This window comes from Myroides guanonis, assembly GCF_900114085.1.
In the GTDB taxonomy this organism is placed as follows: domain Bacteria; phylum Bacteroidota; class Bacteroidia; order Flavobacteriales; family Flavobacteriaceae; genus Flavobacterium; species Flavobacterium guanonis.
The window spans coordinates 200,885-214,809 of the sequence record NZ_FORU01000001.1 but is presented as its reverse complement, the minus strand read 5'-3'; the positions used below and the strand labels follow the sequence as shown (position 1 = coordinate 214,809).

The window sequence follows — 13,925 nt, the reverse complement described above, 5'->3', positions numbered from 1 at the left end:
CTTAATACTAACAAATATATTTATTTAAATTTTGTTATAAATATTTTATACTAATATTTATATAAAAATAATTTAATTAAGAAATTAAAGTACACATATTGTTAATATTTTAATTTAAAAACTTATAATTTTAAACAAAATATAAAAATCACACATATATTTTAACAAATATTCAAACTCAAAAAAAATTAACTCAAGCAATAAATACGAGTTAAAAGTGTTAAATAATATATTTTAAACTCTTTTATAACATCATTTTACAACTTGCCTATCTATCTGTTAATTTATTTTTCTTTAAATTTCGCCATGGAAAAACAAAGAATAACATTGCTTAAATATATACAAGAAGACTATAATACTTTTAAAAATCTAGTCCAAGATGATGAACTAATGTTCTATATTTCGGGGAAGGGATTGACTGAAGAAGAAACAGTAAATAAATTTAATACAATCATTGAAACCAACGAGAAAGAATCGGAATTAGGGTTCTTTAGAGTCTTAAATCAAGAAGGTAGATACCTTGGCCACTGCAAACTGGAACCTCACATAAATGACAATTCAGTACTTGAAATTGGTTATATTCTTAAAAAAGAGAATTGGAGAAAAGGTTTAGGAACCAATATATGCACTAAACTACTTTCGCTTGCAGCTAACTCCTTTCCAAATTTAGATATTATTGCTATTATAGACCCAGAAAATTTAGCATCTAGAAAGCTATTAGAAAAATTCGGATTCAAAAGCTATTTCATAGGTGTTGAGGACAATTTACCTACAGAAAAACTGATATTAAAAAGCATCGATAAAAATACCTAGTTACCAAGAACTGCTTAACGCAGTTCTTTTCTTAGTCACTTCACATATTAACTCTCTTTCCAATGAACTACACAGGTATTTAGTTGAACTGTTTATATATAATTTTCATTCAAATCATTCTAGTACATGACAATTAATCCCTTGGCATTACTATATAAGTAGGATCTTCCTCAATATTTACTTCTATAACACCACTTGCATTGTTCAAAAGAGTTCTACAATCATCACTAAGATGGCGTAAATGTATTTTTTTACCAAGTTTAGCATATCTTCCCGTAATCTTGTGTAAAGCATCAATCGCAGACATATCAACGATTCTACTTTCCTTAAAATCAACAACAATTCGATCTGGATCTTCATTGAGATCAAACTTTTCTAAAAACGCGGTAGTCGAACCAAAAAATAATGGACCACATATCTCGTAATACTTAACCCCTTCAGAATCAATGTACTTTCTAGCTCGTATCCGTTTCGCGTTGTCCCAAGCAAATACCAAAGCAGATAAAACTACTCCAACAAGAACCGCAACGGCTAGATTATGAAGAATAACCGTAATAAGAGCAACTAGGATACCTACAAAAATATCTGACTTAGGAAACTTATTTACAATCCTGAAACTAAACCACTGAAATGTCTTAATCGCAACTATCATCATGACTCCTACAAGAGCCGCCATAGGTATTTTCTCTATAAAAGGGCCCGCAAATAATATAATTACAAGAATAGCAATAGCACCAACAAATGCAGATAATCTAGACCTAGCTCCAGCATTGATGTTCACTAAAGTTTGAGCAACCATGGCACAGCCACCCATTCCACCAAAAAACCCGTTAACTATATTAGCTGTCCCCTGAGCTATAGACTCCCTATTAGAATTTCCTTTAGTAGCAGTTATTTCATCAACCATATTCAAAGTCAATAGAGATTCTATCAACCCTACAGTAGCCATGATTAAAGCATACGGAAAAATTATTTTTAGACTATCCAAAGTAAAAGGAATTTCTGGAATATTAAAACTAGGTAAACCCCCACTAATAGAAGCTATATCTATCACTTTTTTAGTTTCAATTCCAAAAAATGCCACTATTCCAAACACAACAAAAATAGCAACCAAAGAAGACGGAACAACCTTTGTAAGTCTAGGCAACCCAATGACAATTAAAATCGTTAGCATTGTGAGTCCTGCCATTAAATATAGTGACGAACCACTCATCCACATAGAACCATTCTCAGGGTCTTTAAATTGTTCCAACTGAGCCATAAAAATTACAATAGCTAAACCATTTAAAAAACCATACATAACCGGTTGAGGAATTAGCCGCACGAATTTACCAAGTTTGAGAGCTCCGACTAAAAACTGTATTAAACCAGCTAGAATTACAGCGGCAAATAGATATTGAACACCATGAGAACTAGCCAAAGCAATCAAAGTAATTACAGTAGCGCCTGCACCACCAGAAACCATTCCAGGTCTTCCTCCAAGAATTGAGGTAACCAATCCCATTAAAAATGCTGCATAAAGTCCTGTTAACGGAGATAAACCAGCTAGAATTGCAAAAGAAATTGATTCTGGAATCATGGTCATAGCAACCGTTAAACCAGCGAGAATTTCATTCTTATAATTAAGATTAGGTATACTGATAAAAGACAGCGCTTTTTCCATTAAGAAGTTAAATTGAGATAGTATAAAGTTAATATCCGACTACAAAATAAACATTGTATTTACAAAATGAGTCTTAATTGTAAAATACGGATTCAATCTAGGATATATAATAAATCAAGACAAATTGATCTTCAATTCTACACATATCACATGCGTTGCAAAAGTAAACTTAAAATTCAAATACAAGTATTAAAAAGACTCTGTAATTTTGTGTTTAGAAACCGACATTTAGCTTTAACTATAAAATTTAAGTATTATAAAAAACACTCAAAATAGGATATCCTTACAACGCTCCAATTGTGAAAACAATCGTAGCATTATAACTATCTACGGGTAAGGCAACAGAAACACCGCTTAGTTTCAATTGAACATTAACATTAGAATAAGTTACACTAGTAAGAAGTCCTAATACTCCATTAAATTTAATAGTAAATAAAGTATTATCTATTCCTTGTGGGATTTCAACATAATTAAGTCCATCATTTATCGTAGCACTACAACCAACACATATTCCACCAACACTTGCAGTTCCACCTATTCTTTTTGCATAAAGATGCAACCCATTATTCCAAGAATTCGGAACATAGTGTACACTAACTTTGGCAGAACGCCCACCTAACAAATTAAGAAAAGAATTAGGTAGACTACCTGAAATCGTAATTAAATTATTACTACTCTCATAAGTTCCAGCATAATCCGTCCCTGCTTGGGTAATTGAAGGAATAGTTAGATTCCAATTACTCCCAGCTAAGTTAATAGTTTGTGCATGCAAGGGAGATTTCACAAATAAGAAAAAACCTAAGAGAAGTGTTTTTACCACAAAAGCTATTGTTTTATTATTTCTCATAATCTTAATTACTTATGGTATACGTTATGGTAATTATTTTATCCGTCGTTTGAACTAATTTTTTATAATCATTAACCTCTAACGAAAAACTCAAAAGATGACCATTATTTATGCCAATCCCAGTATAAGCTCCGCCAATTCCAATAATAATTACGGCAGGTGATGTAGTCAATACAACATTACCCGCAGAAGTACCCAATAATCCACCACCGCTACCACTGGCAGTCCCAGTTTGTAGTTTCAATGTTACACCCTCTATTAACTGATCTACTTGAGCAGAGACAGACCTTTTTGGAGCTCCTGTTCGAATAGCAGAGGTGTAATTCAACCACTTTGTGACATTTACCTCAGGCATTGAAACAGCTTTCCCTGCCTCTGTAGGAATATTCATCGCAAGGTTAATATAACTTGCTGCGGGTTCAACATCTAACAAAGCGACTTCTGAAAGATTAAAACTCACACTACGACTACCTGTTTGTGCTATAAGAAAATAAGTGCCACACAAAAACAGCAATAAACTCAAACGAAACTGAAACGGGCGCAAAATCATTGTTTTACTATTGATTTATTAAAACCTACTTTAATAGGTTGTTGTAAATATTTTATATCTTTTTTTTTCTCACTAATCTTTATACTAACAACCTTTTCTTCATCAGGGCTTAGGCTAAAATTCAACTCATTTGTTTCAATTTTATATTTAGCATCTAATCCATTATTATAAACCTTTAGTTTCCAATCCCCTGGTTTTAAATAAGTAAAATCAAATGGTTTTGTCACATCGCATATCTTTCTAATAACCTCCGTATCAGAAGATAATTCAACAATAACACTTTGTTTATTTTCACCGACGAATGGTTTCTCAAATACAATAGTACCTATTACATTTGAAGCCTTCGTCAATCCAAAATTAATATAATTTTCACCTTCTAATATTGTTATCTTAATTGGAACAGCAATATCCGGAATATCTTTTATACCAAGAGTTTCCTGATCAATTTCAAGAAAATAAGTATCTGGTTTAACATTTTTAAAAACAAAATCACCTTTACTATCCACCAAAGCGGCATGACTACCCAAATAGATTTTCAACCCTTCTAGCCTCACATTATGTAAGTTAGTAATATTTCCGCGAAGAGTTCCATAATCCTTTATCTTTTTAATAGGTGCATTTATATCAATAGTATATCTTAGAGAGAATGAAAAATCCTTCTTTTCAATTTGGCGTTGTGGCAAAGTGTATCTCGATATCAAATCTATCTGCTGTCTTGGAGTTAATCTATAATTTAAAGACAGTTCGAAAAGATTACGGTCTGTATAGTAATCTTCCAAATAGTAAGTGTTTTGATAGAAAACACGAGCATTTAACTTCTTAAAAAGAACCGTATTAATACTACCTCCAAATAAAAACTGTTCATCATCCATCATTTCATATCGATTTGCCTTAGAATAACTTCCGTAAAGATTAAAAGAGCTCTCTTTATAATTATAACTGACATTCGCAGTATATAAAGAAGACTTACCCATTGAATTTGTCAGAAAATTAGTCGTTTCGGCAAAAAATGCTTGGAGATTCAAAGTGAAGTTTGAAAAATCTTGTAATAACTCTAAGCGATTAAATACCTCTTTATAAAAAAATTGTTTTTGCTCCATTCGATCTTCATATTCTTGAACACCGTGAAAAGCAGAAATAGCACCTCTTTTTAAATAATTATATCGCACCCCTAGTTGGAGACGTTCTCTATAAGGTGCAGCACTATAAAGAGTATCCTTCTCAAAATTTCTAGCATCCTTTTGATAATTAGCAGTCAAGCTCAATTTTGGTAGAATGCGATAATTGACATTAGAAGTAAAGAAATCAGTATTTGTATAATAACCCGAAAAAGCAGGAGACGCATAAATATAACCTGCATTTATATTGAAGTTTTTAAAATAAGCTTGGCCTTGAAGCTGCCATGCTTGCCCTTGCGTATTCCCATGTTCGCTAATAGCATACTCCCCTTGCAAATCAATTTTATTAAAAAGATTCCCTTCCCCATAAACATAATGTAGATGATTATCTACAATGTCATCCTCCATGCGTTTAAGCAAATAGCCATAACGTATATTGTTTTTAGAATTAAAGTCAAACTTAGCATAAAGATTAAACTCATCCTTAATATCATTATAGAAACGAGGCTTATTATAAAAGCCACCGAGTTCTACTTTATTTATTTTCTTTCTCAACTCTACTCCCCTTCCATATCTGGCAAACTCCGTTAATGTAGAAGAAGAAAATGTCTTATCTCCCAGATGTACAAAGAAATATGGAGACTTATAATTAACAAAGTACTCCTCATATTGAGAGAAGCTAGTAAGATTAAATCTATCAGGGCCAATAGCTCTAAATTCAAGCTCTTTTGTATTCTCTTCATTCAGACTACCCTTTCCATAGATTTCGCCTTGGAAACCCGTTTTAAAATCATCGTAATAATGTCCACCCATATAAGAAGCAGACACTTTAATAGGAAAACGAAGCCAAATATCATCATTCACTTGAAACATCGGAATAACATCTGTTTGCTGAGAAGCAAAAACCGTTTGTATTGAATCTGTTTTCAAAGAAGCTGTCAATTTCAAAAGATTTTGGGAAGGTCGTACTTGTTTTGAGTCCGTAATTTGAAAAGCTTCGATCGTAATTGACTTTCCTGGCAACAATAAAATTGGATTATCCCCTTTAATAAATGTACCCGCAGATGGAGAAATAAAAACAGTTTCTTCCAAATTCCCTTCATTTTTAAGAATAAAAGAACTGTGAATAGTATCTCCTGCTTTAACATATTTTGTTTTTGAAATAACCTCTAATCCAATCTTCTGCACTTTCTTAACCGAAAGCGCAAACCTTTTCACCTGCACACGGTCATTCATCACATCGTTTAAAATAAAACCAATATTGTATTCTACTTCTGAAGCATAGATTGGCACATCAACGGAAACTATATAAATCTTAGATTCTTGAGCTTCTAGGGTAAGCTCATAAGGGATGGCAGCCAAAGTCCAACCCTTTGGCAATGTAATTTCTGGAGTAAAGTTTACTGTATTGGAATATGGGTTGGTAATTTTAAAAACCAACGATTGAACTTTTCCAGGCGTTAGTAATGTTTTTTCATTTACTAAATCAATAGAGAACTCTTGTGCCTGAAAAATGTAAGGAATAAAGCATAATAGTATAATTACTATTTTATTCATTAGATAAATTTAATTCAATATTCAATCCAAAAACATTATCCTCAGTGGTGTTAGCAAGAATAGAAGCTGTGTAAGAACCCGGAGGCATTGAACTTAAGTCTATAACGAACAATTTAGAATTAGTAGGTAAAAGACTCATTTTATCACTTTTAAAAACACCCATGTTTTTCCCATTTTCACTGTCGAATAATTCAATAGAAACTTCCACATAGTGAAACAGACTCCCCTGATTTGAAACTGCTACATCCAAAAGCGACTTTCCGTCGCGATTGTTTAAATTAACAGCATCAAATTTTAATAAAGATTCCCCTGCCTCCTCGTTTGTAGTTATAATCTGAATACTATAACGAATCACAGATTTTAATTGAACTCCTCGTTTGTCATTTGTAGGAACAATATCATCAACAGGTTCTACCATAATAACGCTCCAAGTACTTCCTATAATTATATTATCAGGAACTGTAATCTCATAGGATACATTGGTTTTACTCTTAGCATCAATTTTAACCAAATTACTGTTTAAGCGAATCCACTTTAAATTACTTCGTTCATTTTTTCCATAATCTTCATAAAAAGAAGCTCCAGAAGTATTATACTTATAATCCTGCTGGTATAGTTTCACATTTTGCGAAACATCAGCTGTATTTTGAATAGAAATAACGCCCTTTTGTACCGTCCCTCCTTTCACCTTATAACTATGTGTTAAACCGTTGGTAACAATAATACTTGCGAACAAATTAACAGATATAAAGAAAAGTCCAATGAAAAAAAGTAGTTTTTTAAAAGTCATTTTTAAGAAATATAAAGATTACACCATCAAATAGTAAAAACAAAAAAGTGTCTCTTAAAATTGTATAAGCGACACTTTTTAAATATTCAATTAATTAACTATTGTTCGCTAATCGTATAGGTAACTGTTACTTCTGGATTATCGATTGCAATCAATGTAGCATAAGAACCTGAAATAGTATTAAGCGAATAAGTTAAGTTGTGTCCGCTATTAGCTCCATCACCGGTATACGAAGCACCAATATCAGTAACAATATTTTGTCCGGTAGCGGAAAGTGTAATTATTCCAGATGCATTAGAACCAAGTTTACCACCACTACTAGAACCTGAAGCTGCTGCTGCTTGTACCTTTATTTCAAACTTAGGATTGACAGCATCAATTGCAACAGACACACTCGCTGTTTTTCCAATATCAGATGGAATGAAAGAATAATTTAACCATAAAGCAGTATTCTCATCTGGTGATTCAAGAGCTAAACCTGCCTCTGTAGGAGCTTTAAAATCCATTACAATGTTTTTAAATCCTACAGGTTCAATATCAACAAGAGCCACTGTTGGAATCGTAATACCTATAGTGTGAGAATCCGTTTCGGAATCGCCAGTCTGAGCTTGAGCTTGAGCTAAAGCTACCATTGAAAATACAGCAACTAAAAATGCGTTTTTTTTCATAATTAAATCAATAAAGTGTTTATACAAATGTAAAAACAAACTACGAATATCTTAATAATTGAACTCATAATTATTAAAATTTAATAGTTAAAAAACATTAATAAAATCACAAAAACAGTATCCATTCAAAATACATGAGAATTACTCATTAAAACTCGATTTTTAAAAAACATAAAATAACAGCTTTTAGGAGAGTAAAAATATAATTTCCATAATAAGTAAATTCGGATATTCAGGAATTTATTGATTTGAAAACGCAGAAATACAGAAATACAAAAAAGCCTTAGACTACTATATATTGTATAAAAAGATTAAGGAACAAGACCAATCGTTAAGTTTTTATCCAATAGACTAAAATAACAATTGACCCCAACAGATTTGATCGATCACAAACAAGAAGATAAATTTGTTGATGAAATGATTCTGATGCGTGAACACGTCAATGCGGATATTCGGGAATTTGTTAATTTTAAGGTGCAGAAATACAGAAATAAAAAAGCCTAAGACTATGTTTTGTCTTAGGCTCTATTATCTATAATTTAGAATAAATAGCTTTTTTGTCCTTATAAAAAGAATCGATGAGGTTCTTCAATTTTCTTTGTGTACTTGAATTTCTAACTGAGATAGGATAATCTTTAAGGGGTAACTGATCAATAGCTTCTAAAGATTGTTCTAGTGTTAAGTTTTGCATATAGCATTTTTTAATAAAAGTAGTAATTACTTCATTCCATTGAGGTTTGTTACCCCAATAATGCCCTACCCATTCATCTGCAGCTTTTAATGCTACATAATGATTGGTAGCAACGCCAAAAGAAAACTGTTCTATTAAACGTCTAGTAACACCAGCTGCACACATTTCATCAGTTAATTGTAGTGCAAGATTTATAGCCCCTAAATGCTCTTTTGAAATAGCAATTAATCCGGCATTCCACATACAAGTTTCCTCGTTTATCACAATGCCAGCAAAAGTCTTATGCTTCATTTGGCGCCACATAGTGCGCTCCGTTTTTGTTTTTAATTCACACAGCTTTCCTTCATTCAAATGCATGAAATTTTGTCCTTGATTCAAAGCCTGCTTTATACTTTCTAAATTTTTAAAGATAAACGTGTCACCATCTAAGTACATAATATGCTTATCAGGATATTTAGTAGCAATCAATTCAAGTGCTTTTACTTTAACCCTCCAAAAGAAATGATATTGCCCCGCCCATTCTTGAACTATTTGCTGATTTATATCAATTATTTCTATCTCATCCTTCAAATAATTAAAATAGCTACTATTTTCGGCAATAACAATTACCTTATCATCTGCAGCTTTATTTTTCAGAGCGGTGTAAATGGAAAAATATATTTGTTGATAATGTTCAATATTATTTCCAAATACAAAATATAAGATATTCATTTTAGGTGATTTAGTTTTTTACTAGAAAATTAGAAGGTAAAATTACTTTTTTTTATCAAACAACCTAGTACAAAGCATAATTGAACAGCAAAACAATCAAACATTTTCACAAAAGATATATATAGTAATATTAACAAACCACTAAGGAACCAATCGATTAATTTTAAAATAATATCTCTTAATACCTAACTACTTTAAATATTGGAGCAAAGAATATTTTTGTCCTTAGAAGAAAAAAAGCCTATAACTGTATGCATAAATTGTTTTTAATTCGTATTTTAGTGATAGATAACATTTTATAGATTATAAATGTGTTATTTTTAACTAGCCTAACACTTTAAATATCAATTATGACAACTACATCCTTCGAAGAAGAGTTTCAGGAATTTTTTAAAAAATTAGATACACCTTTAAAAAAATTTATTTACGAAAACTATAAAAAAAGTAGTAAAAAAAAGTACTCTACTTTTTTAGGAATTTTTCTATTGGATTTTGGAATATATGCTTTCGATTCATTTCCTTGTAATTTCAGCTCAAAATACACTCCATTTATAAATTGTCAGGAGAAAAATATTTTTAATATGAAAGCAGGTATTACAGACTTGACAAATAAACCGCTTACAATACGTGAATCAGAAAAAAAAGTTGCTGAATTTTTAATTGAACAATTCAATAAAATTCCATTAAGTAACTTTCAAAACTGGCACAAATAATAAAATTACACACGTGATGTGTTAGCTATTATGCACATCACGTTTTAAATCTTAGCTTTTTCAGAAACCAATTGTTGCCATCTCCAAGCGCTTGAAAGAGCCTCATCCAATGTTTTAGTAGCTTTCCATCCCAGAACGTCATTTGCTTTTTTAGTGTCAGCATACGCTACTGCAATATCACCCCTGCGTCTATTCACTATTTTATAAGGAAGTTTAATACTATTTACTCGTTCAAAAGATTCTATAATTTCAAGAACTGAAGTACCAGTTCCCATACCTATATTAAAATCTTCTATTTTGGATAAGTTTTCCTTGTTAATTAAGCGCTTTAATGCTGCAACGTGTGCTTTCGCTAGATCTACCACGTGAATATAATCACGGACACATGTTCCATCAACAGTATCATAGTCATCACCAAAAACAGCAAGTTCATCACGCAAACCAATAGCAGTCTGAGTAATAAAAGGAATAAGATTTTGAGGAACTCCTAGCGGAAGCTCACCAATCAAACAGGACTCATGGGCTCCAATAGGATTAAAATAGCGTAATAGCACAGCACTAATATTAGTAACCTGAGCTGTATCTGCAATAATCTCCTCACCAATTTGCTTTGTATTGCCATAAGGAGATAAAGCACTCTGAATAGGCGCTACTTCTGTAATAGGAATTTCTTTAGCTTGTCCATACACTGTACAAGAAGAACTAAAAATAAGTTGAGGATTCTTCTTATTTTCAAGCCCCTGTAAAATATGAATTAAGGTAGTTAAGTTATTCTCGTAGTAAAGTAACGGTCTTTCAAAACTTTCTCCAATTGCTTTAGAAGCAGCAAAGTGAATCACTCTTTCAATATCTTGGTATTTTTCAAACAACCCTTGAACCGACTTTTTACAACGTAAATCCATGTTTTCAAAAGTTGGTTTTATGGAAGTAATAGCAGTAATACCATCTAAAACATCCAAAGAAGAATTAGACAAGTCGTCTACAATAATTACCTCAAACCCCTCAGACTGCAATTCAACAACCGTATGAGAACCTATAAAACCTAAACCTCCTGTTACAAGTACTTTCATTTATTTGTATTTCCTATTTCTACTTTTCTGAGCTCAAATATAATTAATATAATTTTCAATTTAACACGACTTATATAAGTATAAAAAACCACCCTATAGTCTATATAGGATGGTTAATAAAAAATGATTCTGATTTAAAACATTAGAATCCATTGTTAATTTACAATAAGGGTTGATAGACCTTTAGTTTTAAGAGCAAGTTTTCTCAACTATCCAAAATTTTTTATTCTTGTATTATCTGTAGTTTTATTTTTTTAATTTGTTTTAAATGATTTTCTATGTTGGGTAAAGCTTCTTTAGCAAAACTTTTTAATTCCATGTCTTTTCCATCATGCGCCTGATGTGTGAATAAGTCAAAAATTCGCTCGTGGTCTTTTATCATTACAGTGACGAATTCCCTATCAAACCCAACTCCATTTAAGTTTTTAAGTTTGTCATATACAAAATTCGATTCTCCAGAAAGTTGTTCACTAAATTCTAGGTCTCTTTGCCTAGCAATATTTCTGAGCTTCTCATTTAAAACCAAATGGTCTTCTTCTATCATTTTACCAAAATCTATAATCTCAGGATTGGTACTGTTACTTCTAGCAGCGGCACCCATCTTAATTTCGGCTTTGCCTGATTCGATTGCTTTTCTGATGAAAACATGATCGCTTCCTTGGGATGGTGTTATTTTTTCCATTTTTGATATAATTACTTGTTGTGAATATGAAGTAGAAAATGTTAGTAAGGTGGTAATTATAAAAAGTGCATATTTCATAGTTTAACTTTTAAAATTAAAATATCTATCGCATTTGAGAGTTTCAAAGAAACAAATACCGTATGTATTAATCTCTTGGTCTCTTATCTGATACTACACGTAGAATAACCATAACTAATACAAGTAGTACAAGTATGTGTATTGCACCTCCAAACATCACACCATACACAAAATATCCAACTACCCAAGCTAGCAATAATGCTATAATAATTACCCAAAATAAATTTTTCATAAAAAAGGATTTTAATATTATTACTTAGACTTTCAAGAATGATTAAAGTATTAAAATAGCCAAACATGAATATATTATTAAACCTTTTTGACCAGTTTCTTCTTCTATTTATAGTATACTTTGTTCTTTATCTTCTATTGAAGATATGTAAGGTATCGAAGCAACTCTCCCTTCTATTAGAAATGCAACTGCTATTTATAATGCTATTAATGAGGTGAGATAAGACACTCAAATATAAGGATTTTATTTGACAAGCACTAATCAAAAATCATTATACAACCTTCATAGTGAAGAACATATGTTCTCTTAAACCTTTAAAACCAATCGTTAATTTTTTTAATTTCAGCATAATTATTGATACCTTTATAATTGCTGAATAGCTCAAAAAACTAAAACTAGTTGTCTTCTTTTTTAATAACTTATTAATTCAAGAACCATGAACAACCAATATTATAGAACTTATTAAAAGTGATTTAAAAAACATCAATAAATTATAAATCACTCAAATTCCTTACAAAGAAACCGCAATCCTCTAAACCACTTGTAAATTAACTTTAGCGGTCATTGCGCTGCAATTAAAATTTCGCTTCCACACTATTAACTTCTATCAAAACTTTAAATGTAATGGTAGCGACCATATATAGTGTTTTTTACACATTTTAAATATTATGATAGACACTAAAAACCTTGATTATAGAAATCTATAACGTGGAATACATTGCTATGAGAATAGATAGTTGGTTTTAATAGAAACTGAAAAGTTTGATTGCACTATTCTTATAGACTTTTATAGAATCAGAGAAACAACAGACATATAACTTAAATATTACTATTATGGACAACAAGAAAGATCTTATAAAATATGGCTTGAGTAGTATAGCAACAATTGCAGCAGTGTATATTGCAATGAAAGTAAAAAAGAAAATGACCGAGTCTAGTGATTATAGACGTCATTTTGATCTAGACAACGGCAAAAATAGTTTCGAAGACTACTCCAGTAAGTTCATTGCCGAAAATACAAAATTACAAGAATGTTATACATTTCTAATAACACTTGCAAAGTTGGGAGGAAATAAGGTTACAAAGTTAGAATTGAAAAACTATTCTAATGGTTTATCACAATCCATTAACGAAGCAATTGGTGAATTAAAAGAATTTTGTAATCTACACAGTATTGATTTTACCGAATTGTTTTCAAAAGAATTTGAAGCAAAAATTAAAGATTATGACACCCTAAAAGACAAAGACTTAAACGATTTTATTCTCAGTGATTATATAGCAATCAACAAAAGAATAAGAGATACACTTTGGAAATTAAATGATGAGTCTAGGTCTGATATTTTGAGAAAATTTTATCAAAAGCTAATTCGAAAAAATGACAATCAAATGGAGCATATAGTTGAACATATTACTTAAAAGAATCACTTTTAATATGTTGTAGTGTTATAAAAATTAATACTACATTTTATAAACAGTTAAAAGCAAACTTTCCTAAACTAAGTTTATCTCCGAATTATTATTAATAACATTAAATTTCAATATATGTCGAAATCCTCAAAACTAGCCAGTAAAAAGGTGGAAAAAGCGATGCATGAAATGAAAGAAGGTAAATTGCGCACAGGTACAGGAAAACTTGTCACTACTAGAGAACAAGCCATTGCAATTGGCCTTTCAGAAGCTCGTGAAGCAGGAGCCAAAATACCTAAAAAGAAAGTGGAACCAAAAAAAGATTCCTAAACAGA

General features: G+C 31.2%; 14 protein-coding genes. 4 read left to right on the top strand and 10 right to left on the bottom strand.

What is annotated here, in order from left to right; all coding sequences use genetic code 11:
• The first annotated feature begins 306 nt into the window (after positions 1 to 306).
• Complete coding sequence (locus tag BM024_RS01020) at positions 307 to 813, top strand: GNAT family N-acetyltransferase (RefSeq protein WP_090677595.1); 507 nt, start codon at positions 307 to 309, stop codon at positions 811 to 813.
• A 133-nt stretch (positions 814 to 946) separates the two neighbouring features.
• On the opposite strand, the gene BM024_RS01015 is transcribed toward BM024_RS01020, so the two are convergent.
• The 7 genes from BM024_RS01015 to BM024_RS00985 all read right to left on the bottom strand — a co-directional run bounded on the left by BM024_RS01015 (position 947) and on the right by BM024_RS00985 (position 9,408).
• Positions 947 to 2,476 (bottom strand): SulP family inorganic anion transporter, encoded by a 1,530-nt coding sequence (locus tag BM024_RS01015; RefSeq protein ID WP_090677594.1) that lies wholly within the window; start codon positions 2,474 to 2,476, stop codon positions 947 to 949.
• A gap of 283 nt (positions 2,477 to 2,759) precedes the next feature.
• A complete protein-coding gene (locus tag BM024_RS01010; protein ID WP_090677593.1) occupies positions 2,760 to 3,323 on the bottom strand; it encodes a hypothetical protein in 564 nt (187 codons plus the stop codon).
• A 4-nt stretch (positions 3,324 to 3,327) separates the two neighbouring features.
• On the bottom strand, positions 3,328 to 3,873 hold the full coding sequence (locus BM024_RS01005; RefSeq protein ID WP_090677592.1) for a hypothetical protein: 546 nt from the start codon (positions 3,871 to 3,873) through the stop codon (positions 3,328 to 3,330).
• Entirely contained in the window at positions 3,870 to 6,548 is a 2,679-nt protein-coding gene (locus BM024_RS01000) for a TonB-dependent receptor (RefSeq protein ID WP_090677591.1), read from the bottom strand. Before BM024_RS01000 ends, BM024_RS01005 begins: the two co-directional genes overlap by 4 nt.
• A complete protein-coding gene (locus BM024_RS00995) occupies positions 6,541 to 7,338 on the bottom strand; it encodes a DUF3324 domain-containing protein (protein WP_090677590.1) in 798 nt (265 codons plus the stop codon). Before BM024_RS00995 ends, BM024_RS01000 begins: the two co-directional genes overlap by 8 nt.
• Before the next feature lie 98 nt (positions 7,339 to 7,436).
• The gene (locus tag BM024_RS00990) at positions 7,437 to 8,006 is read right to left on the bottom strand and encodes a hypothetical protein (protein WP_090677589.1); all 570 of its coding nucleotides are present in this window, start codon (positions 8,004 to 8,006) and stop codon (positions 7,437 to 7,439) included.
• 532 nt (positions 8,007 to 8,538) lie between these two features.
• Positions 8,539 to 9,408, bottom strand: coding sequence for a hypothetical protein (locus BM024_RS00985; RefSeq protein ID WP_090677588.1), 870 nt, complete (start codon positions 9,406 to 9,408; stop codon positions 8,539 to 8,541).
• A gap of 350 nt (positions 9,409 to 9,758) precedes the next feature.
• On the opposite strand from BM024_RS00985, the gene BM024_RS00980 reads away from it, so the two are divergent.
• Entirely contained in the window at positions 9,759 to 10,121 is a 363-nt protein-coding gene (locus BM024_RS00980) for a hypothetical protein (protein ID WP_090677587.1), read from the top strand.
• Positions 10,122 to 10,165: 44 nt separating this feature from the next.
• Here the strand turns inward: BM024_RS00980 and galE are convergent, their stop codons facing one another.
• The 3 genes from galE to BM024_RS13685 all read right to left on the bottom strand — a co-directional run bounded on the left by galE (position 10,166) and on the right by BM024_RS13685 (position 12,183).
• Positions 10,166 to 11,191, bottom strand: a complete 1,026-nt coding sequence (gene galE, locus BM024_RS00975; RefSeq protein ID WP_090677586.1) for a UDP-glucose 4-epimerase GalE — start codon at positions 11,189 to 11,191, stop codon at positions 10,166 to 10,168.
• Between the two features lie 223 nt (positions 11,192 to 11,414).
• A complete protein-coding gene (locus tag BM024_RS00970) occupies positions 11,415 to 11,951 on the bottom strand; it encodes a DUF4142 domain-containing protein (protein ID WP_090677585.1) in 537 nt (178 codons plus the stop codon).
• A gap of 67 nt (positions 11,952 to 12,018) precedes the next feature.
• On the bottom strand, positions 12,019 to 12,183 hold the full coding sequence (locus BM024_RS13685; RefSeq protein ID WP_177190134.1) for a hypothetical protein: 165 nt from the start codon (positions 12,181 to 12,183) through the stop codon (positions 12,019 to 12,021).
• Between the two features lie 834 nt (positions 12,184 to 13,017).
• On the opposite strand from BM024_RS13685, the gene BM024_RS00965 reads away from it, so the two are divergent.
• Together BM024_RS00965 and BM024_RS00960 are read left to right on the top strand one after the other, a co-directional pair.
• Complete coding sequence (locus BM024_RS00965) at positions 13,018 to 13,599, top strand: hypothetical protein (protein ID WP_090677584.1); 582 nt, start codon at positions 13,018 to 13,020, stop codon at positions 13,597 to 13,599.
• Positions 13,600 to 13,725: 126 nt separating this feature from the next.
• Positions 13,726 to 13,920 carry a DUF6496 domain-containing protein gene (locus BM024_RS00960; RefSeq protein ID WP_090677583.1) on the top strand — a complete coding sequence of 65 codons (195 nt, stop codon included), beginning with the start codon at positions 13,726 to 13,728 and terminating at the stop codon, positions 13,918 to 13,920.
• Positions 13,921 to 13,925 lie beyond the last annotated feature (5 nt).

Coding starts and splice junctions, on each gene's coding strand:
- BM024_RS01020 (WP_090677595.1), top strand. CDS start 307: ATGGAAAAACAAAGAATAACATTGCTTAAATATATACAAGAAGACTAT.
- BM024_RS01015 (WP_090677594.1), bottom strand. CDS start 2,476: ATGGAAAAAGCGCTGTCTTTTATCAGTATACCTAATCTTAATTATAAG.
- BM024_RS01010 (WP_090677593.1), bottom strand. CDS start 3,323: ATGAGAAATAATAAAACAATAGCTTTTGTGGTAAAAACACTTCTCTTA.
- BM024_RS01005 (WP_090677592.1), bottom strand. CDS start 3,873: ATGATTTTGCGCCCGTTTCAGTTTCGTTTGAGTTTATTGCTGTTTTTG.
- BM024_RS01000 (WP_090677591.1), bottom strand. CDS start 6,548: ATGAATAAAATAGTAATTATACTATTATGCTTTATTCCTTACATTTTT.
- BM024_RS00995 (WP_090677590.1), bottom strand. CDS start 7,338: ATGACTTTTAAAAAACTACTTTTTTTCATTGGACTTTTCTTTATATCT.
- BM024_RS00990 (WP_090677589.1), bottom strand. CDS start 8,006: ATGAAAAAAAACGCATTTTTAGTTGCTGTATTTTCAATGGTAGCTTTA.
- BM024_RS00985 (WP_090677588.1), bottom strand. CDS start 9,408: ATGAATATCTTATATTTTGTATTTGGAAATAATATTGAACATTATCAA.
- BM024_RS00980 (WP_090677587.1), top strand. CDS start 9,759: ATGACAACTACATCCTTCGAAGAAGAGTTTCAGGAATTTTTTAAAAAA.
- galE (WP_090677586.1), bottom strand. CDS start 11,191: ATGAAAGTACTTGTAACAGGAGGTTTAGGTTTTATAGGTTCTCATACG.
- BM024_RS00970 (WP_090677585.1), bottom strand. CDS start 11,951: ATGAAATATGCACTTTTTATAATTACCACCTTACTAACATTTTCTACT.
- BM024_RS13685 (WP_177190134.1), bottom strand. CDS start 12,183: ATGAAAAATTTATTTTGGGTAATTATTATAGCATTATTGCTAGCTTGG.
- BM024_RS00965 (WP_090677584.1), top strand. CDS start 13,018: ATGGACAACAAGAAAGATCTTATAAAATATGGCTTGAGTAGTATAGCA.
- BM024_RS00960 (WP_090677583.1), top strand. CDS start 13,726: ATGTCGAAATCCTCAAAACTAGCCAGTAAAAAGGTGGAAAAAGCGATG.